25 protein-coding genes are annotated in these 21515 nt (G+C 61.1%); 10 read left to right on the forward strand and 15 right to left on the reverse strand.

All coding sequences use genetic code 11. From position 1 onward, the window contains the following. Window positions 1-69 precede the first annotated feature (69 nt). Window positions 70-1200 carry an Mrp/NBP35 family ATP-binding protein gene (locus I6I12_RS08150; RefSeq protein WP_023021827.1) on the forward strand — a complete coding sequence of 377 codons (1131 nt, stop codon included), beginning with the start codon at window positions 70-72 and terminating at the stop codon, window positions 1198-1200. Window positions 1201-1203: 3 nt separating this feature from the next. Here the strand turns inward: I6I12_RS08150 and I6I12_RS08155 are convergent, their stop codons facing one another. The 3 genes from I6I12_RS08155 to sigE all read right to left on the reverse strand — a co-directional run bounded on the left by I6I12_RS08155 (window position 1204) and on the right by sigE (window position 2942). After that, entirely contained in the window at window positions 1204-1755 is a 552-nt protein-coding gene (locus tag I6I12_RS08155) for a twin-arginine translocase TatA/TatE family subunit (protein WP_200287762.1), read from the reverse strand. A 23-nt stretch (window positions 1756-1778) separates the two neighbouring features. After that, window positions 1779-2228 (reverse strand): anti-sigma factor family protein, encoded by a 450-nt coding sequence (locus tag I6I12_RS08160; protein WP_023021829.1) that lies wholly within the window; start codon window positions 2226-2228, stop codon window positions 1779-1781. Window positions 2229-2312: 84 nt separating this feature from the next. Continuing rightward, complete coding sequence (sigE, locus tag I6I12_RS08165; protein ID WP_034656442.1) at window positions 2313-2942, reverse strand: RNA polymerase sigma factor SigE; 630 nt, start codon at window positions 2940-2942, stop codon at window positions 2313-2315. Window positions 2943-3093: 151 nt separating this feature from the next. Here sigE and I6I12_RS08170 point away from each other — a divergent pair, with 151 nt between their 5' ends. After that, complete coding sequence (locus I6I12_RS08170) at window positions 3094-3741, forward strand: O-methyltransferase (RefSeq protein WP_200287764.1); 648 nt, start codon at window positions 3094-3096, stop codon at window positions 3739-3741. On the opposite strand, the gene glgC is transcribed toward I6I12_RS08170, so the two are convergent. Next, window positions 3738-4955, reverse strand: a complete 1218-nt coding sequence (glgC, locus tag I6I12_RS08175; protein ID WP_086588169.1) for a glucose-1-phosphate adenylyltransferase — start codon at window positions 4953-4955, stop codon at window positions 3738-3740. The two genes, I6I12_RS08170 and glgC, sit on opposite strands and share 4 nt — an antisense overlap. Window positions 4956-5064: 109 nt before the next feature. Between glgC and glgA the strand changes: the two genes are divergently transcribed. Beyond that, the gene (glgA, locus tag I6I12_RS08180) at window positions 5065-6219 is read left to right on the forward strand and encodes a glycogen synthase (RefSeq protein WP_200287766.1); all 1155 of its coding nucleotides are present in this window, start codon (window positions 5065-5067) and stop codon (window positions 6217-6219) included. 12 nt (window positions 6220-6231) lie between these two features. Further along, window positions 6232-7674 (forward strand): GH32 C-terminal domain-containing protein, encoded by a 1443-nt coding sequence (locus I6I12_RS08185; RefSeq protein ID WP_200287768.1) that lies wholly within the window; start codon window positions 6232-6234, stop codon window positions 7672-7674. 196 nt (window positions 7675-7870) lie between these two features. On the opposite strand, the gene I6I12_RS08190 is transcribed toward I6I12_RS08185, so the two are convergent. From I6I12_RS08190 to dapE, 7 genes are read right to left on the reverse strand one after another with little or no spacing between them, the layout of a single operon-like run. Beyond that, window positions 7871-8737: a methyltransferase domain-containing protein gene (locus I6I12_RS08190; RefSeq protein WP_200287770.1), complete on the reverse strand. Its 867-nt coding sequence runs from the start codon at window positions 8735-8737 to the stop codon at window positions 7871-7873. Between the two features lie 9 nt (window positions 8738-8746). After that, window positions 8747-8914 carry a DUF3117 domain-containing protein gene (locus I6I12_RS08195; protein ID WP_005323535.1) on the reverse strand — a complete coding sequence of 56 codons (168 nt, stop codon included), beginning with the start codon at window positions 8912-8914 and terminating at the stop codon, window positions 8747-8749. 12 nt (window positions 8915-8926) lie between these two features. Further along, entirely contained in the window at window positions 8927-9220 is a 294-nt protein-coding gene (locus tag I6I12_RS08200) for a DivIVA domain-containing protein (protein ID WP_023021836.1), read from the reverse strand. A gap of 3 nt (window positions 9221-9223) precedes the next feature. Next, window positions 9224-9946 (reverse strand): glucosyl-3-phosphoglycerate synthase, encoded by a 723-nt coding sequence (locus I6I12_RS08205; RefSeq protein ID WP_200287772.1) that lies wholly within the window; start codon window positions 9944-9946, stop codon window positions 9224-9226. Next, entirely contained in the window at window positions 9943-10755 is an 813-nt protein-coding gene (gene folP / locus I6I12_RS08210) for a dihydropteroate synthase (protein WP_034656441.1), read from the reverse strand. The genes I6I12_RS08205 and folP overlap by 4 nt, the downstream gene beginning before the upstream one ends. A gap of 14 nt (window positions 10756-10769) precedes the next feature. After that, on the reverse strand, window positions 10770-11534 hold the full coding sequence (locus I6I12_RS08215) for an LOG family protein (protein ID WP_023021839.1): 765 nt from the start codon (window positions 11532-11534) through the stop codon (window positions 10770-10772). A 3-nt stretch (window positions 11535-11537) separates the two neighbouring features. Next, window positions 11538-12626, reverse strand: coding sequence for a succinyl-diaminopimelate desuccinylase (gene dapE, locus I6I12_RS08220; protein WP_034656440.1), 1089 nt, complete (start codon window positions 12624-12626; stop codon window positions 11538-11540). A gap of 89 nt (window positions 12627-12715) precedes the next feature. Here dapE and I6I12_RS08225 point away from each other — a divergent pair, with 89 nt between their 5' ends. From I6I12_RS08225 to I6I12_RS08250, 6 genes are all read left to right on the forward strand, one after another. After that, on the forward strand, window positions 12716-14074 hold the full coding sequence (locus I6I12_RS08225; protein WP_200287774.1) for an amino acid permease: 1359 nt from the start codon (window positions 12716-12718) through the stop codon (window positions 14072-14074). Window positions 14075-14091: 17 nt separating this feature from the next. Further along, window positions 14092-15063 carry a 2,3,4,5-tetrahydropyridine-2,6-dicarboxylate N-succinyltransferase gene (gene dapD, locus I6I12_RS08230; RefSeq protein WP_200287775.1) on the forward strand — a complete coding sequence of 324 codons (972 nt, stop codon included), beginning with the start codon at window positions 14092-14094 and terminating at the stop codon, window positions 15061-15063. Between the two features lie 99 nt (window positions 15064-15162). Continuing rightward, window positions 15163-16494, forward strand: a complete 1332-nt coding sequence (locus I6I12_RS08235; protein ID WP_234288193.1) for an amino acid permease — start codon at window positions 15163-15165, stop codon at window positions 16492-16494. Window positions 16495-16894: 400 nt separating this feature from the next. Beyond that, entirely contained in the window at window positions 16895-17686 is a 792-nt protein-coding gene (locus I6I12_RS08240) for an endonuclease domain-containing protein (RefSeq protein ID WP_234288106.1), read from the forward strand. Between the two features lie 84 nt (window positions 17687-17770). Further along, window positions 17771-17980 carry a helix-turn-helix transcriptional regulator gene (locus I6I12_RS08245; protein WP_023021845.1) on the forward strand — a complete coding sequence of 70 codons (210 nt, stop codon included), beginning with the start codon at window positions 17771-17773 and terminating at the stop codon, window positions 17978-17980. Beyond that, window positions 17973-18455, forward strand: coding sequence for a transcriptional regulator (locus I6I12_RS08250; protein WP_200287779.1), 483 nt, complete (start codon window positions 17973-17975; stop codon window positions 18453-18455). The genes I6I12_RS08245 and I6I12_RS08250 overlap by 8 nt, the downstream gene beginning before the upstream one ends. A gap of 188 nt (window positions 18456-18643) precedes the next feature. Here I6I12_RS08250 and I6I12_RS08255 read toward each other — a convergent pair whose 3' ends face one another. The 4 genes from I6I12_RS08255 to fdxA are packed head-to-tail and all read right to left on the reverse strand — an operon-like array spanning window position 18644 to window position 21485. Beyond that, complete coding sequence (locus I6I12_RS08255) at window positions 18644-19207, reverse strand: GtrA family protein (RefSeq protein ID WP_200287781.1); 564 nt, start codon at window positions 19205-19207, stop codon at window positions 18644-18646. Between the two features lie 30 nt (window positions 19208-19237). Next, window positions 19238-20077: a pseudouridine synthase gene (locus I6I12_RS08260; RefSeq protein ID WP_200287782.1), complete on the reverse strand. Its 840-nt coding sequence runs from the start codon at window positions 20075-20077 to the stop codon at window positions 19238-19240. Beyond that, window positions 20070-21158 carry a succinyldiaminopimelate transaminase gene (gene dapC, locus I6I12_RS08265; protein WP_200287784.1) on the reverse strand — a complete coding sequence of 363 codons (1089 nt, stop codon included), beginning with the start codon at window positions 21156-21158 and terminating at the stop codon, window positions 20070-20072. Before dapC ends, I6I12_RS08260 begins: the two co-directional genes overlap by 8 nt. Window positions 21159-21161: 3 nt before the next feature. Continuing rightward, on the reverse strand, window positions 21162-21485 hold the full coding sequence (fdxA, locus tag I6I12_RS08270) for a ferredoxin (RefSeq protein ID WP_005327491.1): 324 nt from the start codon (window positions 21483-21485) through the stop codon (window positions 21162-21164). Window positions 21486-21515: the final 30 nt, after the last annotated feature.

Here is a 21515-nt window from a genome sequence, read left to right on the forward strand (position 1 = left end):
GCGTCTAGATGATTCTACACCGAGGGCGTGTTTACCTCCTGTTGCGGCCCGACTAAGATGGCAAGGGTTATGTCTAGCGTTATTACTGAATCCGCCGTACGCGAGGCACTTTCCCGCGTTGAAGATCCCGAAATCGGGCGTCCCATCACCGAGCTCAACATGGTGAAATCAGTTTCTGTCACCGGAAACGATGTAGCCGTAGAAATTTACCTCACCATCGCTGGCTGCCCCATGAAGTCCACCATCGAGTCCAATACTCGCGCAGCAGTAGAGGATATTGAGGGCGTAGGAAACGTCACCGTGACGATGGAAGCCATGAGTGATGAGCAGCGCCGCGAGCTGAAAAAGAAGCTTCGTGGCGGCCAAGCTGAGCCGGAAATCCCGTTTGCCAAGCCAGAATCCACCACGCGTGTCTTTGCGGTGGCTTCTGGCAAGGGCGGCGTCGGCAAGTCCTCGATGACGGTAAATCTCGCCGCGGCGCTGGTGCACAAGGGGCTTAAAGTCGGCATCGTCGATGCCGATATTTACGGCCACTCTGTTCCTAATTTGCTGGGCTGCACCGATGGCCCGACCGTTCTCGATGATGAGATGCTTTTGCCCCCGATTTCCCACGGCATTAAGCACATCTCCATCGGGCAATTCGTCGAAGGCAACGCCCCTGTGGTCTGGCGCGGACCTATGCTCCACCGTGCATTGCAGCAGTTCTTGGCCGACGTTTTCTGGGGTGACCTAGACGTTCTCCTGCTGGATCTTCCTCCAGGCACGGGCGATATCGCCCTGTCCGTGGCCCAGCTCATCCCTAATGCGGAGCTACTTATCGTAACCACCCCGCAGGCCGCGGCCGCCGAGGTGGCAGAGCGTGCCGGGTCCATCTCCCAGCAGACGCGCCAGCGCGTGGCCGGCGTGATTGAGAATATGGGCGCTATGGTCATGCCGGATGGCTCCACCATGGATGTCTTTGGTACCGGCGGCGGACAGATTGTGGCCGATCGCCTCGGCGTCATTCTTGGCCATGAGGTTCCACTGCTGGCTTCGGTGCCTCTGGATCCCACCCTGCGCAGCGGTGGCGATGCCGGCACTCCGATCGTTATAGATGCCCCCGAGTCCCCCGCCGCCCAACAGATCCAGGCGGTGGCCGATAAACTGGCCATCCGCTCCGATTCCCTAGTGGGCAAAAATCTGAACTTGGGCGTGAACTAGCCCCTAGGTTACATCTTCCCACATGCCGCCGCCGGTGGATTCTTCCCCACCGCGCGGCGGTTTCTTTTCGGTCGCGGGTTGCTCCGTCGATTGCGGTTGCGAAGCTGCGGCGCGCTGGTGCGGCTGTGGCTGTGGCTGCTGCGGCTGTTCGGCATAAACCTGGGAATAGTCGAAGCTTGGGCGCTGTTGCGGTTGTTGCTGCTCCGGCTCCTTGGGAGCGGTATTGCTCTTAATATCTTCTGCCATCTTCTGGGGATTGAAGTCATCCCAGGCGGATTCGTCGCCGTCGAAAAGCGCCTTGGTGATTGCGCCCTTCGGCCCCAGACGCGTCCACTGCGCGGCTTGGGTAAGCGGGCCACGGATATCATCAAATTCCGAGGTAATAGAGCCCATCTCCCCATTGAGCTCCGCCTTGGCATTATTGATGGCCTTCCGCGCCGCATAGATGGCTGCGCGCACGTCCTTAATCACCTCAGGCATGCGTTCTGGGCCGATGACGATGATGCCCAAGAGCACAATGACGAAAATCTCGGGCCAACCAATGGAAGAAAACACGCTTAAATACTAGTCCTTCGCTCTTAGCCGCGCTGATTGTGCTTGATTGCGCGAACCACCATCTCCACCTTGTCTAAGAAGTCCTGCTGGGGCCGGTGCGCCGGCGTTGCTGCATCAGGCCCGGGCGCTACCCCCTCCGTGGCAATGCCTGCGAGCTTCGCGAGCAAGGACTGCGGCGCCTTGACCGTTGCGGACTCCGCGCAGTGGCGCACCCATTCCGAGGCACGACGCTGCTGATGCACATCCGCGCGGCATTCAGCGCAGTGCACCAGGTGAATGCGCACACGGTGCATAAATTTTGGCTCCATCTCGCCGTCCACAAAGGCAACAACCGCCTCTGGGCCCAAATGCCCGATGGTATCGCTACGCCGCGCCTTGGCCTTCGCCCTATCGCGAGCCTTTGCTTGGGCGGCATCAAATCCGCCGTGCACGCTCAGCGTGGACAAGGTTCGGCGTCCTCGCAGCGAGTCCATCGATCCCTCCTCCACTAGTTGCTCGGCCTTCATTGACGCGGAAAGTCCCCGCCGGCAGCGGGGACTATGCAGTTTCTCTAAAGTTTAGCGCGTACGCAGCAGCATGCGCGTTTCCGCATTGGTTTGCGCCTCTTTTTCTAGCGCCGCACGTAGCTGGGAGCGGCCGCGGTGGATGCGTGAGCGCACCGTACCCATCTTGACACCAAGGGTCTCTGCAATCTCGTCATAGCTCATCCCAACGACATCGCACAGGACCACGGCCACGCGGAAATCGGGAGCCAGCCCGTCGAGCGCGGACTGCAAAGCTGGATCCAGGTTAGCCACGGAATAAGCCTGCTCCGGGGTCATATCCGTACCAGGAACGCGTTCATAATCCTCTGGCAGGGCCTCCATGCGGATCTTGGAACGGTGACGAACCATATCCAAAAAGAGGTTAGTGGTAATACGGTGCAACCAGCCTTCAAACGTTCCGGCTTGATACTTGTCCAAGGAGCGGAAGACGCGCATGAAGGTTTCCTGGGTGAGATCCTCGGCGTCATGCTGATTGCCAGACAGGCGATAAGCCAAGCGGTAGACCCCATCGGCGTGCTCGGCCACGAGGTCACCCCAAGCGGGCATGTCGCCCGTGCCAGCATCGAATGCTGCGGTACCGGTCAACTCTGCCTCAGAGGTTGCAGGTTGAAGGGATTCGGCATCGCGCTTCATCTTTGTCATGCATGTCATCTTTCTACACTCAGCACAGAAACTCCAGCCATAGTACTGATAATATCCTGTGAACCCGTCACATTATCCCCACCGACCACAACCTTGCTGGCTAAGCGCGTTTTTGCCACATTGGCGGACACTTTTCCCTATGGTTTATTACGTGACTAATACCGCATACGAAGCACTGCGTTCTTATATCGAGACCAACAGCGAAGCATCCCCGGCCCTAAGTGGCGCACGCGACCACGCCGCAGAGTACGGCTTGCCAGTCCCGGATGAATCCACCGGCCAGCTGCTCACCACCCTGACGGCCGCCTCCACTGGTTCCACCGAGCGTCCTCAAGCTGTGGCCATTACCCCGGCCGCCAATGTAGTGGGCCTCTATGTGCTCGCCGGCATGCCCGATAACGGCATTTTGACCTGCATCGACCCCGAGGCGGAGCACCAGCGCAGCGCCAAGACCGCATTCCGCGAGGCCGGCTACGCGCCATCCCGCGGCCGTTTTTTGCCATCGCGCCCACTCGAAGTCATGGGTCGCCTTGCCAACGATGCTTATCAGGTGATCTACGCCGACGTCGCCGCGCTCGAGTTACCAGCCATCATCAAGGCCGCCTGGCCACTGCTGCACCAGCGCGGCACCCTAGTCTTGGCTAATTCTTTGCTCGATGGCACGCTTGCCGACGCCTCCCGGACCGACCGCGACACCGCCGCCGCCCGCGAAGCAGACGAGTACCTGCGCGAGCTCGAGGGGGCGAGCGTAACCCGCTTGCCGCTGGGTTCCGGGCTCACCCTCGTGACGAAGCTCTAGACCTTTTGGTTTTTGCCGACGACGACCACGCCGCCGTCAGAAACCTTAAAGCGCTCTTCATCACGCTCGCGGTCCACTCCGATAATCGCGCCATCACTAACGACGACGTTCTTATCTAGGATCGCGCGGCGCACCACTGCACCGCGCCCGATACGCACGCCAGGCAGGATCACTGATCCTTCGACCGTAGCTCCGTCGGCCACATGGACATCGGACGCCAGCACTGAATTGCGCACAGTGCCGCCAGAGACGATGCAGCCTGGGGCCACCATCGACGACTGCGCGATGCCGTTTTGCACGAACTTGGCCGGTGGGAAATTGGAATCATCCGTCGAGTGGATCGGCCAATTCTGGTTATAAAGGTTGAAAATCGGGTGCACCGAAATCATGTCCATGTGCGCCTCGTAGAAGGAATCGATGGTGCCGACGTCGCGCCAGTAGCCGTGGTCACGCTCAGTAGCCCCTGGCACTTCATTGGCCATGAAATCGTACACATGCGCCTGTCCCCGCTCCACAAAGTACGGGATAATATCACCGCCCATATCGTGGGCGGAGTCCTCGTTCTTTTCGTCCTCCAAAAGGGCGTCGATAAGCGCCTGCGCTGTAAAGACATAATTGCCCATCGAGGCATAGCTCATATTCGGATCATCCGGAGTAGCCGGCGGGTCCGCGGGCTTTTCCACGAATTGCGTAATCGTGCCCATGCCATCGGCTTGGATGCAGCCAAAGGCCGTCGCTTCCGAGCGCGGTACGCGAATACCTGCCACCGAACAATCCAATCCGGTGGCGATATGCTCTTCTACCATCTGTGCCGGATCCATGCGGTATACGTGGTCTGCACCAAAGACGATGACATAATCCGGATTCTCGTCATAGATGAGGTTCAGCGACTGCACAATTGCATCTGCCGAGCCGTTGTACCAGCGCTTGCCGCGGCGCTGCTGGGCGGGCACCGAGGCAATATACTGCGGGGTCGGCCCCGCCAAGTTCCACGCCTGGGAAATGTGGCGGTCCAGAGAATGGGACTTGTACTGGGTCAGCACCGCAATCTTGAGATAACCGGCATTGACCAGATTGGACAAAACGAAATCAACGAGGCGGTAGGAACCACCGAAGGGTACGGCGGGCTTGGCGCGGTCTTCGGTCAGGGGGAAAAGGCGCTTTCCCTCACCGCCGGCGAGGACAATGGCTAGGACATTCGGCAGGCTTCTCACGTTTTCAAACCTATCCGCAAATCCCACATTCCGCAGCAGAACTTTGCACATTTTTACCCCCATATCGGAATTCTGCACATGACAGCAGAGATACGTATTCTGGGTGGGCATGAGAGCCGGAATCTTTTCCAAAGAATACCCGCCGGAAATATACGGCGGAGCCGGAGTTCACGTAGCTGAGCTCACCCGTTTCATGCGCGATATCATCGATGTCTCCGTGCACTGCATGGGCTCCCCGCGCGAAGAAAAAGACGTCTTTGTCCACGGCGTAGATCCCGCACTCGAGGGTGCCAACGGCGCGCTGCAGACCTTGTCCACTGGGCTGCGCATGGCCGATGCCGCCTCCGATATCGACATCGCCCACTCCCACACGTGGTATACGGGCCTTGCTGGCCACCTCTCCGCCCGGCTTTATGATATTCCGCATGTGGTCACCGCCCACTCTCTCGAGCCGCACCGCCCTTGGAAGCGCGAGCAGCTTGGCGGCGGCTATGACATCTCCTCATGGTCCGAAAAGAACGCCATGGAATATGCCGATGCCGTAATCGCCGTCTCTGCCGGTATGAAGGACTCCATCCTCGATGCCTATCCGCGCATCGATGCCTCCAAGGTCCACGTCGTCCTCAACGGCATCGACACCGAGCTATGGCAGCCGCGAGAGGGCGATGTTTTGGACAAGCTGGGCGTCGATAAGCAGCGCCCCATCGCTGCCTTCGTCGGACGCATCACCCGGCAAAAGGGCGTAAAGCACCTGCTGCAGGCGGCGCAGAAATTCGATCCAGACATCCAGCTGGTCTTGTGTGCCGGCGCCCCTGATACGCCCGAAATCGCGGCCGAGACCGAGGCACTGGTCGATGAGTTGCGCGCCCAGCGCGATGGCATTTTCTGGGTCAAGGATATGCTCCCGCGCAACGAGGTCCAGCAGATTTACACCGGTGCCGATGTTTTTGTCTGCCCGTCCATCTACGAACCGCTGGGCATCGTGAACTTGGAAGCAATGGCCTGTGGCACGGCCGTTGTTGCCTCCAACGTGGGCGGCATTCCCGAGGTAGTAGTCGATGGTGAGACCGGCGTGCTAGTGCATTACGACGCCACCGATACCGCAGCCTTCGAGGCCGACCTCGCCGCTGCAGTCAATGACGTCGCCGCCGATAAAAAGCGCGCTGCCGAATTTGGGCGCGCCGGCCGCGAGCGTGCCATTCGTGATTTTTCTTGGGCTACGATTGCCGCCCAGACCGTCGATATTTACCGCAGTCTGATTTAAGGAAGGATAGCCGTGACAACCCACCGCCCCGAACTGCATTTTGTCCCTGAAGACGGCGTCCTCGACGCCCCCGCCGGAATCCTGCGCGATGGCGATACTTGGCATCTGTTCTACCAGTACCGCCCCACCGCGGACTCCCCGGCGCGCTGGGGACACACCTACTCCGAAGAGTCTCCCTTTGACTGGTTGGACTGTGACGATGCCCTCGCCCCCGTCGGCGGCGAGCTCTCCCTGCGCGCAGGTTCCGTAGCCCAAGGCCCAGACGATATCCATCTCTACTTCACCTCCGTGACCGCCGCCGGAATCGCCGTTCACCTCGCCCGCTACGCCAACGTGGACGAAATCTGCGAGGTCTCCGATGACCCACAGGCGCTCGACCCCAATGTCGTTCGTTTTGGCGAAGTCGTGGGCAATACCCGCAACTTCGATCATTTCCGCTCCCCCTCCGTGGTGCCCGACTGGGCCTCAGAGGACCGCGATGACGGCCACGACGGTTGGCTCATGTTGGCTCTCACCGGCCACTCCGACGCCCCGGTTCCCGTCATCCTCGAATCCGCCGACGGCGTGTCTTGGCGCCTGCGCGGCAGCCTCAAGTTCGACGGCGACCCTGGCTTCCTAGAGGGCGAGGTCCCCGCTACCTCGCCCATTCCGCCGGTCGTCTCCCCGCGCCTAGTCCGACTGCGCGATGAGGTTGACGGCAATGTCTACGACGTCCTCTTTGTCACCTTGGAGCGTGGCGGCCGCGACGTCTCCGGCTACCTCGTCGGCCGGCTGGAAGGCACCACCTTTACCGTGGTCTCCGGCTTCCGCCGCGTAGACTTCGGCCACGATTTCTCCCGCCCACGCAGTACCAACACCACCACCGGCACGCTCACCCCCGAGCAGCGCTATGAGCGCGCCGTTATCGTTGGCCTCCTCAACGGCAACGGCCGCGGCGATGACGCCACCAAGCACGCCTCGTGGGAAGCCGAAGGCTGGGCCAATGCCCTTTCCTTACCCCGCCGAGTTACCCTCGAGGGCGGCGTCCTCTACCAAGCCCCCGCCCGGGGCTTGCCCGATGCCGTTAAGCTTTCCGATTACGCCCGCTCATGGACCGGCGTCATGGAGGTGCCTTCCGGTTCCTGCGTCACCGTCACGCTTCTCGACGGCGCCGGTGACCCCGCCGCCACCATCCGCCACTCCGGCGATGACATCAGCCTCGATCGCTCAATGAACAAGGCTTTCAATCATTGCTTTGCCGATTCTGAGCCCGCCACCGCCACGCTTGCCGAGGGCGACTCCGACACCCTCACCATTATCCAAGACGGTTCCACCGTCGAGGTATTCGTCGATGGTGGCCTCATCGCCATGGCCTCCCGCGTCTACTTCGAAGGCGGCTGCTCTGGGCTGCGCGTCGAAACCTCCGGCGATGCCGTTATCGAGCAGGACTGGCAGCGCTCCGGCTCCAAGCTCTAAACATCACCCGACGCCCCGCTCGGTTCTCCACCCCGCCCTTCGCGCTCACCGGCACAGCCGCCCACTGCGGTTGCGCTGCTCCCGGTGAGCGGCAAGGGCGAGGAACCACCCCTCGCGCTCACCGGAACAACGAAAAGAACCGCCCCACGCGCTGCTAGTGAGCGCGAAGGGCGGAGATGAGGCAGAAGGGCCGAGGCTAAACTGCGCGGAGGCGGTCCAGTCGAGCGCGGGCGGTAACCGTGAGCGTCGGGGGCAACGCTGCCATGCGCTCGGCGAGTTCTCCGGCGCTAATGTGACGCGCGGACGGGCTCATCCCAACCTGCGCGGCAACGGAGGCCTTATCGAGCTCAATGGGGAACGAAATATCCACCGGATCGGCCGCCTGCTCGAGGTATCCCTCGGCCTGCTCGTACATGCGCTCCACCTTGCCGTCTTCCACGCCGAGGATGCCCAAAGGCTCCCGCAGCTCGTCCAAGTGGCCGGCATCAGGGGTCAAGACGATGACCTGGCCGCCTGGGACGAGCACGCGCTGGAATTCGGCCGGATTGCGTGGGGCGAAGACGACGGAAATAGCGTCGACGGACTCATCACGAATGGGCAGGCGCTCCCACACATCGGCCACGACGGCACCGACGCGCGGGTGGCACTTAGCCAAGTGCTTCGCGGCGTGCGGGGAAATATCGAGCCCGACGCCGCGGGCCTCAGCGATGGAGTCGAGGGTGTGGGCCAAGTAGTAGCCCGTACCAGCGCCCACCTCAAGCAGAGAGGCGGGCGTAGATTCGGCCAACGATGCGGAATCCAGCGCACCTTGGACTGCCCCAGTCACGGCCTCCACGAAGGGCGCGAAGTGCCCCATGGCCAAATAGGTCTCGCGGGCGTTGACCATGTCCATGTCATCGCCCTTGTGCTTGAGTCCGGCGCCGGCCGCGAGGGTGACGTAGCCCTGCTTGGCCACATCAAAAGAGTGGCCGGATTCCGAGACCAAGCGAGAGAAATCATCGGCACCAGAAAGCGCGGTGCCATCATTGGGATCAGCCAGAATGTCGACGATATGAGAAAGCATGTATCTAGACTAGCTAGAAACCTCGGTCAACAGAGAACCAAGCTCGGCGGCCTCGTCCTTGCTCAGCTCGATGACGATGCGCCCGCCGCCATCGGAGGGGATGCGCATGACAATTTTGCGGGACTCCTCTACTGCTTCCATTTCTCCGCCCGTGGTGCGCGGCTTCATTGCTGCCATAGTGAGTCTCCTTTAGTTAACTTCTTTTCCTTCCAGCTTAGACCTTTTCGGCGCGGAAGATAGTTGCTCTTCTAGTTGTGCGAGGAGATCATCTACTTGGTCCTGGCGGTACCCGCGGGGCACAACCTCGAATTTCACCTGGTCAAGGCGCCCTTCGCGGGCAGCGGCGCGGTTATTTTCGCGCACCTTCTCCGGCTCATCGAGCGGGTGCATAACCTCGCCGCGGCCAAAAATCGACCCCCATACCCAGGTCCCGATGACGGTCAGGGAGAAAAGGACGAGGAGGAGCATAATCCAAGACAGCATGGCTTAAACCTTACCTTTTAGCGGCGGGCGTTGAGCAACGGGCGCAGTAACCCCGGCGCGGGAGAGCAGTGTGCGCGCGACTACCTCGGCCATCGGCGCGAGTTCATGTAGCGGCCGGTTGCGGTGCACCCGAGTTCCCAAGTCCACCTGCGCTATTGTGCCCCGCTTGCCGACGTCCACCAATAGCCCCGCTTCCACCCCGTAGCCTTCTACAAAGGGCAGAGTGAGAGCGGTGGTGCGGCGCAGGGCGTATTCGCCTCCGAGCGGCTGGTCGATATGAGCGAGCTCTGGGAAAAATTGCTTAATGAGCGGTTTGGCTGTCAGCTCGGTGACGCGGCCGCCGCCGGTGGGCTGTCCGTTGAGGCTGCGGCGGTAGCGGGCCTTGACCATTTCCACCGCGGGGTCGGCAAAGGGATCGGCCAGCGCGGTGACCATGCCGGGCGCGGCGGATTCAAGATCCGCATCGACGAAGACGACTATGTCTCCCTTCGCTGCGGCGACCCCACGCCAGAGGGATTCTCCTTTCCCGGGACGCGGCTCCACCGGGAGGATATCGCGCCAATTGTGCACGTCGGCTCCAGCTGCCGCAGCGCGAGACGCGGTGGCGTCTGAGGAGTCGGCGTCGATTACCAGCACCTCAAGCGGATTATCGGCAAGGCAGGCGCGCACGACGTCTGCGACGGTGCCCTCCTCGTTGAGCGCTGGAATGATAACGGAGACGCTCATGCAAGGCCTCGCGTGGTTGCTAGCGGGGCGACCTCGCCTTGGATGGCGGCAGTCATACGGATGACATCAGCGGTTTCTGCCACCTCGTGGACGCGGAAAGCGGCCACTCCGCGGGCAGCGGACCACGCGGTGGCGGCTAGGGTACCCGCAACGCGCTCTCCTACCCCGCGGTCTAGCGTCTCGCCCACAAAATCTTTGTTTGATAGCGCCATGAGCACCGGCCAGCCGGTGGCCACGACCTCGTCTATGCGCCGCAAAAGCTCGAGACCGTGGAAGGTGTTCTTGCCAAAGTCATGGGTCGGATCGATGAAGGTCAGGTCCTCCGGGCAACCGAGAGCGGCAGCGCGCTCGGCCAGCTGGGTGGTTTCCGCGATGACATCGGCCACCACGTCATCAAAATGGACACGGTGCGGCCGGGTGCGCGGGGTGATACCACCGGTGTGAGAGCAGACATAGCCCACGCGGTAGTGTCCGGCGACCTCGATGAGCTCGGGATCCCAACCCGCCCAGGTGTCATTTATGAGCCCGGCACCGGCTGCAATGGCTGCCTCTGCCACCTCGCTGCGCCACGTATCGACGGAAATGAGGACATCCGGGTGGCGCTGATGCACCTTCTCAATGGTCGGCACCACGCGGTCGATTTCCTCCGCCGCGTCCACAGCTTTGCCGGGGCCAGCCTTCACGCCACCAATATCGACGATCGAAGCACCGGCTGCGATCACCTCATCGCAGCGGCGCAGCGCCGGGTCGAGGTCAAAGGTTGCCCCCTTGTCATAGAAAGAATCCGGGGTGCGATTGACAATCGCCATCACACGCGCGAGGCTCAACGCGGCTCCCTGATGCGCTTATCGCTCATAACCTCGTGACGCTTAATGATGTGGGAGACGGCTTCATCGGGGTCGTCGGTAAGCAGGAAAAGCTCCCGGTCGCTTTCGTTGATAAATCCACCCGCTGCTAGCGTCTTGTCCATCCATTCCAAAAGGCCGGTCCAGTACTCGGTGCCCATGAGCACGATGGGGTAATTGGTCACCTTGCCGGTCTGCACCATGCACATGACTTCGAAGAACTCATCCATCGTGCCCATGCCGCCAGGTAGGCAAATGAAGGCCTGCGAGTACTTCAAGAACATCGTCTTGCGGGCGAAGAAGTAGCGGAAATTCAGGCCCAGGTCGACGTACTCGTTGAGGCCCTGCTCATGGGGAAGCTCGATGCCCAAGCCCACGGACAGCCCGCCGGCTTCGTGGGCGCCACGGTTGGCTGCCTCCATGATGCCGGGGCCGCCACCGGTGATGACGGCATAGGAGTGCTCGGCCAGCTTGCGGCCGACCTCGACGCCCAGCTGGTAGCTCGCGTCCTCGGGCGTGGTGCGTGCGGAGCCGAAGACGGTGACGGCCTTCGGCAACTTGGATAACGCATCGAAGCCGGCGACGAATTCGCCTTGGATGCGCAGCACGCGCCACGGATCGGCATGCTGCCACTCGTGGTCTGCACCGGACTCCAAGAGCCGCTGGTCAAAGGTGGAGGCCTGTTCGCCTTCGGTGCGCAGCAGCATCGGGCCGCGCAGAGTGCGCATCTGCTCAGGAGTCATGGTCTATCCCTTCAGGTATTTCAGGAGGGCGGTGGATACTTCACTAATCTGCGCGGTGGGGACCTGCTCGTCCTTTTTATGCGCAAACCCTGGGTCACCGGCGCCGAAGTTCACGGCCGGGGTGCCCATTTCGGAGAAGCGGGCGACGTCGGTCCAGCCAAACTTGGCGCGGACGTTGCCCCCGACGGCGTCGATAAGAGCTTTGGCTGCAGGCTGGCCCAACCCAGGCTGGGCGGCCGGGGCAATGTCGTCGATGTCGATGGTGACATCTTCTTCCTCGCCGATGATGGATTTCATGTACTCCAGCGCCTCCTCGCTCGTGCGGTCCGGGGCGAAGCGGAAGTTCACAAACATCCAAGCCTCATCCGGCAGCGTATTTGTGGCCACGCCGGACTCGAGGTGAACGATATTGAGGCCCTCGCGGTAAGTACAGCCGTCAATGGTGACGTCGCGGGACTCATAGGCGGCGATGCGGCTCATAATCGGTGCGAGCTTGTGCGCGGCATTGGAGCCGAGCCAGGCGCGGGCCGAGTGCGCGCGGGTGCCGTGTGCGGTCACGCGCAGGCGGATGGATCCCTGGCAACCGGCCTCCACCATGGCGCCGGAGGGCTCGCCCAGAAGCGCGAAGTCCCCCTCGAGCCACTCCGGGTGGTCCTTTTGCAGATGGCCCAAGCCATTAAATTCAGTGGCTACTTCTTCACCCTCATAGGCAATGACGGTGAGATCGTGCTTCAACTCCTCCGACTCGTGCAGCTGGGCAAAGGCATTAAGGTAGATGGCCATGCCTGACTTCATGTCCACGGTGCCACAGCCCCACATAATCTCCACCCCGTCTTTAGTGGTTTCCATGTGATGCGGTACATTTTCTGCCAACGGAACGGTATCAATGTGTCCGGCGAGCACCACGCGGGAATCTAGCCCACGGTTCGTGCGGGCGCACACGGTATTGCCGTAGCGGGCAACCTCGACGTCCAAACCGCGCAGCGCTTCTTCGACGGCGTCTGCGATGGCCTCCTCATGGTGGGAGGGGCTCGGAATATCCACGAGCGCCTTGGTTAGTTCGATGGGGTCTGCATATAGATCTAAAGTCACAAAGCGCCATGCTAGCGCCCCGCGTAGCTCCCCGCATTGTGTAAAGTTCACTTCACTGTAAATATTTCGTCCTCCCTAAGGTGATAACAATGGCCGAAACCGCTCAATTGAAATCCCGTCATCTCACGATGATGGGCCTTGGCTCTGCCGTGGGCGCCGGCCTCTTCCTCGGAGTAGGCCTCGGCATCCAGATTTCCGGCACCTCCGTGCTCATTTCCTATGCCGTGGCCGGCGCGCTCATTGCGCTAGTGATGTGGATGCTCGGTGAGATGGCCGCCGCCCGCCCCTCTTTGGGGTCATTTTCCACCTACGCCGGTCAGGCCTTCGGACACTGGGCACGCTTTACCATGGGATGGATTTATTGGTTCATGCTAATCATGGTCATGGGCGCCGAAATCACCGGCGCGGCCGCCATCATCTCCAGCTGGTTCGGTATTGACCCGTGGATTCCGGCACTTATCGCCGTGGCATTCTTCGCAGTGGTCAATTTCGCGGCCGTGGGCGGATTTGGCGAGTTCGAATTCTGGTTCGCCATCATCAAGGTCGGCGTCATTGTCGCCTTCCTTGCCATAGGCGTGCTCATGGCGCTGGGCGTCCTGCCCGGCATGGATCTCTCCTTGGCCGGGACCAATTTCACCGCTAATTTCCTGCCCAATGGCATGCCCGGCTTCGCCGCCGGATTGCTCGCCGTGGCCTTTGCCTTCGGCGGTATCGAATTGGTTACTATCGCGGCGGCCGAATCCGAGGACCCAGCACATAACGTGGCCACCGCGGTCCGCGCCATTATCGTGCGCATCATGATCTTCTACATCGGCTCCATCGTGGTTATCACCATGGCTCTGCCTTTTAGTTCCATCCAGGATGCCGACGTAGCCGCCGATTCTCCCTTCACCCTGGTGCTTGCGGCCGCCAAGATTCCCTTCGCGGCCGGCTTCATGGAAGCGATTATCGCCCTCGCCCTGCTCTCCGCCTTCAACGCGCAGATCTACGCCACTTCCCGCTTGGTCTTTGACATGGCTAAGGATCACTGCGCCCCGGGATTCTTCCTCAAGCAAAATCGCGCTGGCTCCCCCATCAACGCGGTCATTTTGTCCATGGTCTTCGCCTTCGCTTCGGTAGGCCTGCAATTTTGGAACCCTCCGGGGCTCCTAGCATTTCTCTTCAATGCAGTGGGCGGGTGCCTGCTGGTCATCTGGTTTTTCATCGTGGCTTCCTTTATCAAGCTGCATCCCCAAATGCGCGAAAATGGCGAGTTGACCGAACTGCGCGTGCCTGGCTTCCCGTGGCTGCCGTGGGTCACGGCCGCGGCGCTGGGCGGGCTCACCCTGCTCATGCTCTTTGACCCGGATGCACGCAACCAGGTCATCTCGGTACTCATCCTCGCTGCGATACTCGTCGTCTTGTCCTTCGTATTACCCACCGGCCAGCGCGCAGAGGCGCGGAGGTAGTTGCTAAGCTAGCGGGCATGACTTCTGCATCCGCACGTGGCCTGGCAACCATTACCCATGACGGCAGCGTCTTGGACGTCTGGTTCCCAGCCGTTTATACCGATAAGACCGTAGAGACCACCGAGACCAAGCGCTTGGAGGAGGTCCCTCAGCAGTTCTCCGCGCTGGCAGGCCCAGATGAGGAGCGCGGCGTGGCCCGCGTTGCCGTCGAGACCTCCATCAAAGATCTGGATGACGCCCCCGTCGATACCTACGATGCTTACCTGCGCCTGCACCTCCTTTCTCACCGCGCGGTCAAGCCGCACGGCCTGAATATGGATGGCATCTTCGGCCACCTCAATAACGTGGTTTGGACTAACTATGGCCCCTGCGCCGTCTCCGATTTCCAGATGGTGCGCGGCCGCCTTGCCTCCCGCGGCCCGGTCGTTGTCTACTCCGTTGATAAATTCCCGCGCATGGTGGACTACGTTGTGCCGTCTGGCGTTCGCATTGGCGACGCGGACCGCGTGCGCTTGGGCGCCCACCTTGCTGAGGGAACCACTGTCATGCATGAGGGCTTTGTGAACTTCAACGCCGGCACCTTGGGCGCCTCCATGGTGGAGGGCCGCATCTCCGCGGGCGTCGTCGTGGGCGATGGCTCCGATATCGGCGGCGGCGCGTCCATCATGGGCACCTTGTCCGGCGGCGGCAAGGAGGTCATCTCCATCGGCGAGCGTTGCCTGCTCGGCGCCAACTCCGGCATTGGCATTTCGCTTGGCGACGACGCCGTGGTCGAAGCCGGCCTCTACGTCACCGCCGGCACCAAGGTCACCGTCTTTGGCAAGGTCGCGGAAGCACTGGGCGTTGATAATGGCGAGAACGTCAAGGGTTCCCAACTCTCCGGTGCCTCCGGCATGCTGCTGCGCCGCAACTCCGTCTCCGGTGCGGTTGAGGCCGTGGAGTGGAAGGCCGAGGCCGTCGCGCTGAACGACGAGCTGCACAAGAATTAATACCCCCGATTCCTATAGACCAATCGGGGAAAATATGATGGAGGAGTGACTGATAACTCCTCCTCCCTCGGTTCTGGTCTGAAGGTCCGCCACCTAACCATGATGGGGCTTGGCTCCACCATCGGTGCCGGGCTATTCCTCGGCACCGGCGTCGGTATCTCCGCCGCTGGGCCCGCCGTGCTCCTCGCCTATATCATCGCCGGCTTCCTGGCCATTTTGGTGATGCAGATGCTGGGCGAGATGGGCACCGTTATCCCCGCCTCCGGCTCTTTTTCCGAATATGCCGAACATGGCATCGGCCGCTGGGCGGGCTTTACCCAGGGCTGGATTTATTGGCTAGCCACCGTCGCCGTACTCGGCGCCGAAATCACCGGCGCGGCCGGATTCATTGGCTCCTGGTTCGACGTCTCGCCGTGGATCCCCGCAGCTATCTGCGTGGTCCTCTTCGGCGTCATCAACCTGCTGCGCGTGCGTAGTTTCGGCGAATTCGAGTATTGGTTCGCGCTTATCAAGGTCGTCGTCATCGTGGCCTTCCTCATCATCGGCGTGCTGCTCATCCTGGGCCTCCTGCCTGGCCATTCTTTCATCGGCACCTCCGTCTTCCTCGAAGACGGCTTCATGCCCAATGGCCTCGGCGGCGTCGCGGCCGGCCTTTTGGCCGTAGCCTTCGCCTTCGGCGGCATCGAGGTCGTCGCCATCGCCTCTGCCGAATCCGAGGACCCCGAAAAATCCCTGGTCAACGCCGTGCGCTCCACCATCTTGCGCATCTCCGTGTTCTACTTGGGCTCCGTTCTCGTCATCACGTTCCTTCTGCCTTATTCCATCTTGGGAGGTGCCTCCACGGCCGCAGAATCGCCCTTCACCATGGTCCTCGAGCGCGCCGGCATCCCGGGTGCGGCCGGCATCATGGAGGTTGTCATCGTCCTTGCGTTGCTTTCCGCTTTCAATTCGCAGATCTACGCCTCCTCTCGCATGATGCACTCGCTGGCCTCCCGTGGCGAGGCTCCACGCATCTTCACCACCACCAATAAAGACGGCGTACCCACCACCGCTATTGCCCTGTCCGTCCTACTCTCGGCCGTCATGGTGGTGCTCAACTACGCCGATACGGGTTGGCTTCTTACCTTCATGCTCAATGCCGCCGGCGCCTCCCTGCTCATCGTGTGGGTATTCATCGCCGTCAGCCAGCTGCGCCTGCGCCGTCAGCTCGAAGCACTCCATCCCCTTCCCATCCGCATGTGGGCCTTCCCCTACCTGACTTGGTTCGCCCTCGCGCTCTTTGCGGCCATCGCGGTGCTCATGCTTACCGACGCCACCGCCCGCACCCAACTCCTCTCCGCCGCCGCTATGTTCGCGGTGCTCGCCGTCGCCGGTGTCATCAACTCCAAGGTTCGCGGGATTGACCCCACCTCCACCCTGCCGCTGACTTAGTCCCCCTCCCGCCCCGCCCTTCGCGCTCACCGGCGCGAGAATGGACGTCTCATTTCGTCTCCCAGTGAGCGCGAGGGGGTGAGGTGCCCTACGCTCCGCCCGCCGCGCTCACGGGGAACGAATGGGGACGTCGGAAAGCACTGCCGGTGAGCGCAAAGGTCGTAGCCTTTTCCACCGCTCCCCTCGCGCTCACTGTGAACACGGATCTCTGCCAAAGGGTGGCTGCCGGTGAGCGCGAGGGGCGGTTATCCACAGCGCTCCAGCCCCAGCGGCGGAAAATCGAGCCCCGTCCCTGAGTTATCCACAGGTTGCAGCGGGAAGCGTAGCCATCACGCACTGCGGCCGTTTACGTTCAATCACATGGGGGGAATGGACAACCGCGGAACTACGCGAGCAAGGTTTGAGCAAAGAGGCGATTCGCCGCGAGGTGCGTGAGGGCAAGCTGTACCGCGTGCATCGGGGGATTTATACCGATACGTGGACGCCCCTGGCAGTAGCGCGGGCCTTGGCGCATGGGCTCAGCCGCATCCATTTCACTGGAAAGACCGCGCAGGAGATTTATCTGGGCCGGCCAATAACATTTCCGTTGGAAGCAGAGGGACCCCGCACGTTGAAGGGAAAATGCTTCCGCGTTTCGCACTCGCGCCTCCGGGCCACACACAAGGTCAACGGCCTACCGGTGGTGCAACCGCTATGGGCTGCGCGCAAGATTTCGCGTGCATGCAGGCCTTTATTGGAAGACTACTACCAAGGAAAGCACGGCCCCAACCGCCTAGAAGAGGACCGTCGGCGAATGAGGCGCGTCCCGAAGCCTCTTAAAGAGGCTATACGACACGCTGCTATAGGCGCAGATAGCCCGCCGGAACGCACACTAAGCAGGCAGCTGCGCGCAGAAGGAATCTTCCCCAAGCACAATGTTCTCATCGCCGGCTACCGCTTTGACCTGAAGATTGGCAGGTTGCTGGTGGAAGTTGACGGCTGGAAATACCACAAGCACAGTGTGACCTTTCAAGCTGACCGTACCAAGCAGAACGCGGCTGTAGCTCACGATTATACCGTTTTGCGTTTTACTGCCGATGACATCATCCACCACCTCAGCCAAGCCGTTTTGCTCGTCAAGGCCACGTTGGAAGTGCTAAAAGGCGGTAGTCCGCAGCTCCCTACCTCAGCCACTGTGCCCTATTGGCGGTGACATCTGTGCGTATAAACCTTGCCTTGGTGACAAATTTCCTTTACACTCGGTAATGCAAGAACGACAGCCCGTAAAGGAGAACAGGTGGCCGAGCACCCCAACATGGTCCGCAAATGGCGCCGCTGGCTCGAATTATCACAAGCTGAACTCGCCAGAAGAGTTGGCGTCTCCCGCCAAACCATCGCCAATATCGAACGCGGCAACTACTCGCCCTCCGTGCACCTCGCACTGGATATTTGCCACGAACTAGGAAAAACCGTCGAAGAAATTTTTGGAGCTGAACAACATGATTAACGCCATCGCCAATTACTCCCTCAAGGAAATCGATCGCGCGACTCGCGATGAATTCGAACGCGACACTCTTTACAAGGCCTGCGCAATCGGAATGACCCCAATCCCGTTCCTCGAACTCGTCGTCGCCGCAGTTCTCGCCTGGGTCCTTCCTGGCCAAATGTCCATGCTGTGCTTTCTCGCGCTCGTGCCGTCCATCGTGGGCAACTCCATCGGTTCTGCTTGGATGCGCCAGCGCGTGGCCACCCCAATTGTTAGCCGCAATTGGACGGCTATCGCTGTCTACCTCATCCCTCTTATAGTCATGTTCGCCGGCATTGCCTATAACGCCTATGCGCCAGCCGACGGCCACGACCCCGTCTCCTACCTCATCGGTACCGCAGTCGGCGCCATTACCGTGCTCGCCCTGACCCCCTTCATTCGTCGCCGCCAGCACCGCCGCGACCAAGCTCGCCTCGATGCCGAGTTAGAAGACTAGTTTCACTCCGGCACTTCAACCTGCCCTTCGCGCTCACCGCGGACGGCGGGGTTTCTCTGATTTCGTTCCCCGTGAGCGCGACGGGAGGTACTGTCCCCTTCGCGCTCACTGGGAGAAAGAAAAATCCCCGCCAACCTGCGCTGGTGAGCGCGAAGGGCGGCGGGGATGAAAATGAACACGGGACCTAGCTAGGCCGGCTCGGTTTCCTCGACAAGTTGAGGCGTCTTCGGCTGCGAGCGGAAGGTCCACAGCTTGTTCAAGATAAAGTTAATCGGCATAGCGACAATAATAGAAATGGCTGATGCCCAGTACACCTTTGTACGCAAACCGGTCGAATCATCCAGAATGTCTGTGGGCAAGTGCAGCGGCGAAGTCGGATTCATTAACAGTGTCGCCACAACTTGACTTACGATAAAAGCTCCAATTCCAGCGAGAAGGAATGGGAAGAAACCGCGCAGCCAAGACACCTTCGCCACCGATCGGAAAGTCCACATGCGATTCAGCTGGTAGTTCCAAGTGTTGGCGACCAAGAACGCAATGGTCAAAAACACATGGTACCAACGGATATGGAAAACAGAGCCGAAGAGATTGATGAAGGGATCATCCGCCTCGATGCCGCCAGACCACCAAGTAATCTTTCTGCACAAATAGACCACAAAGAGATTAACCGCGGTACCGGAGCCGCCAACAATGCCGAATTTGAGAAACTGCCCAAAATTGGACACAAAGCGCGCGACGCTGAGGTCTGCCATGGGCCGCCTTTCTAGCCAGTGATTTAATAACTACTCGATTGTAGTTCTTAAGTCCTGCGAACTGAAAAATTGACGCTCGGATTGTGATAGAGGATCTATAAAAGAGATAGCCTCATGGAGTAGGGCGAGCGGGGCGCGAAAATCATACAGGTCGAGCTTGCGCGGGGCGGGATACGTGTCGTCCCCGAGAAGCGGGTGCCCCAGATGATTGAGTAGCACGCGCAGTTGGTGCGTATGGCCGGTGCGCGGCCACATGGTCACCTCTCGGCCGGCGGCGCGCACATACGTAGAGGTGGGTGTGCCATCGGAAGCAACGAGCACCTGGCGCGAGCCGCGGGGCTTGTGCATGTGCAGGGTGATTTCCCGGTCCACATAAAGCGGCCGCTTGACGACGCCCCGATACCTCTTCACCGCACTCCCCTCCCCAAAGATGCGCTGGTAAGCGGCGCGAGTGGCGGGATTGCGAGAACAAAGCACAAGGCCGGCGGTCAGACGGTCTAGACGATGGAGAGGCACAATATCGTCTTCACCGAAGTCCACGCGCAGCCGGGTTTGCAGAGTTTCGCGTTGTAATCGGCCATTGGTGGTCGTGGGCAGAAAGTGCGGCTTATCGGCCACGATGAGGTCGCGGTCGGCGTAGATGACTGAGTAGTCGAAAGGAATGGGGCGCTCGGCAGGCACAGTGGGGTGATACCAGGCGGGCACGGGACGCGGCAGCTCGGCCCCAGCCGGCAGCAAAGCCCCAGGCGGATAGGGAGAATCGCCGGCGCGAGCGGCGAAGTACTCCCCTTTTTCGGGCACGTAGCCGCGCAGGACCGTCTTGCGCGGGGATATGCCCTCGCGTGCGGGAGGCCTGCCGGAATTAGGCACCGGCGAGGCGGTCTACTGCAGCATCGATGCGTTCATCGGTGCCGTTGAGACCAATGCGCACGTGCTTCTCGCCTGCTGGGCCATAGAAGTCGCCGGGGGCGGCGAGGATACCACGCTCGGCAAGCCAGTCGATGGTCTCCCGGCAGTTCTCGCCGCGGGTGGCCCAAAGATACATGCCGGCATCGGAGTGGTCGATGGTAAAGCCGGCGTCGACAAGCGCGTGCATGAGCACCGCGCGACGGGAGGCGTAGCGGTTGCGCTGAAGCGTCTCGGTGTCGTCGTCGTTAAGCGCGGCGACCATGGCGGCCTGAATGGGCCCTGGAACGATGAGGCCGGCGTGCTTGCGCAGCAGCAGCAGCTCGTCGATGAGGTCGTTATCGCCCGCGAAGAAGCCAGCGCGGTAGGAAGCCATATTCGCGGTCTTGGATAGCGAATGCATGGCAATGAGCCCGGTGTTATCGCCATCGGTCACGCGCGGATCGAGGATGGACACCGGTGGATTATCGTCATTCCAGCCCAAGCTCATATAGCACTCATCGGAGGCAATGATGGCGTCGTTCTCGCGCGCCCACGCCACGATGCGGCGCAGCTCCTCTACCCCGAGCACACGGCCCGTGGGATTAGAAGGCGAATTCAAAAAGACTAAAGAGGCGTCTTGGAAATCGGAATCCGCACGCAGCGGAGTGGCTCCGGCGAGTAGTGCGCCTACCTCGTAGGTGGGATAGGCCACCGAGGGGAAGGCAACGGTCTCGCCGCGCATGCCCAAGAGCGTAGGCAGCCAGGCGATGGCCTCCTTGGTGCCAACTACCGGCAGTACGCGATCTACCTGCATGTTGTAGCGGCGGGTCAGCGCGGCGGCGATGGCCTCGCGCAGCTCCGGGGTGCCGGCGGTCTGCGGGTAGCCGGAGGCCTGCGCGGCTGCGGTCAACGCAAGCTGCACGCCTGGGGCTACTGGGTCAACGGGGTTGCCCACCGAGAGGTCAACGATTCCACCCGGGTGGGCCTGGGCCTTCTTCTTGGCGCCGGCCAGTGAATCCCAGGGGAAGTCTGGAAGCGTCTTTCCTAGCGGTGTGCGAGCCATGTCTTACTCCTGATTCTGTGGCGGAAGCGCGGCAATCATCGGGACGTCAAAGTCCTGCGGGCCGAGGGCCGCAGCGCCGCCTGGGGAGCCCAGGTCATCGAAGAAGGCTGCATTAGCGTCGTTATAGTCCAGCCACTCATCGGGAACGTCATCCTCGTAGAAGATGGCCTCGACCGGGCAAGCCGGCTCGCAGGCGCCGCAGTCCACGCACTCATCCGGGTGGATGTAGAGCATGCGCTTGCCCTCGTAGATGCAATCAACAGGGCATTCCTCAACGCAGCCGCGGTCCATTACGTCAACGCAAGGCTGTGCGATCGTATAAGTCATGGAGATTCCTTGAAACTTCCTGATGTCTAG

It is taken from the genome of Corynebacterium kefirresidentii (genome assembly GCF_016599755.1).
GTDB lineage: Bacteria > Actinomycetota > Actinomycetes > Mycobacteriales > Mycobacteriaceae > Corynebacterium > Corynebacterium kefirresidentii.

Coding starts and splice junctions, on each gene's coding strand:
- I6I12_RS08150 (WP_023021827.1), top strand. CDS start 70: ATGTCTAGCGTTATTACTGAATCCGCCGTACGCGAGGCACTTTCCCGC.
- I6I12_RS08160 (WP_023021829.1), bottom strand. CDS start 2,228: ATGGACTCGCTGCGAGGACGCCGAACCTTGTCCACGCTGAGCGTGCAC.
- sigE (WP_034656442.1), bottom strand. CDS start 2,942: ATGACAAAGATGAAGCGCGATGCCGAATCCCTTCAACCTGCAACCTCT.
- glgA (WP_200287766.1), top strand. CDS start 5,065: ATGAGAGCCGGAATCTTTTCCAAAGAATACCCGCCGGAAATATACGGC.
- I6I12_RS08190 (WP_200287770.1), bottom strand. CDS start 8,737: ATGCTTTCTCATATCGTCGACATTCTGGCTGATCCCAATGATGGCACC.
- I6I12_RS08195 (WP_005323535.1), bottom strand. CDS start 8,914: ATGGCAGCAATGAAGCCGCGCACCACGGGCGGAGAAATGGAAGCAGTA.
- I6I12_RS08200 (WP_023021836.1), bottom strand. CDS start 9,220: ATGCTGTCTTGGATTATGCTCCTCCTCGTCCTTTTCTCCCTGACCGTC.
- I6I12_RS08205 (WP_200287772.1), bottom strand. CDS start 9,946: ATGAGCGTCTCCGTTATCATTCCAGCGCTCAACGAGGAGGGCACCGTC.
- folP (WP_034656441.1), bottom strand. CDS start 10,755: ATGGCGATTGTCAATCGCACCCCGGATTCTTTCTATGACAAGGGGGCA.
- I6I12_RS08215 (WP_023021839.1), bottom strand. CDS start 11,534: ATGACTCCTGAGCAGATGCGCACTCTGCGCGGCCCGATGCTGCTGCGC.
- I6I12_RS08225 (WP_200287774.1), top strand. CDS start 12,716: ATGGCCGAAACCGCTCAATTGAAATCCCGTCATCTCACGATGATGGGC.
- dapD (WP_200287775.1), top strand. CDS start 14,092: ATGACTTCTGCATCCGCACGTGGCCTGGCAACCATTACCCATGACGGC.
- I6I12_RS08235 (WP_234288193.1), top strand. CDS start 15,163: ATGATGGGGCTTGGCTCCACCATCGGTGCCGGGCTATTCCTCGGCACC.
- I6I12_RS08250 (WP_200287779.1), top strand. CDS start 17,973: ATGATTAACGCCATCGCCAATTACTCCCTCAAGGAAATCGATCGCGCG.
- I6I12_RS08255 (WP_200287781.1), bottom strand. CDS start 19,207: ATGGCAGACCTCAGCGTCGCGCGCTTTGTGTCCAATTTTGGGCAGTTT.
- dapC (WP_200287784.1), bottom strand. CDS start 21,158: ATGGCTCGCACACCGCTAGGAAAGACGCTTCCAGACTTCCCCTGGGAT.
- fdxA (WP_005327491.1), bottom strand. CDS start 21,485: ATGACTTATACGATCGCACAGCCTTGCGTTGACGTAATGGACCGCGGC.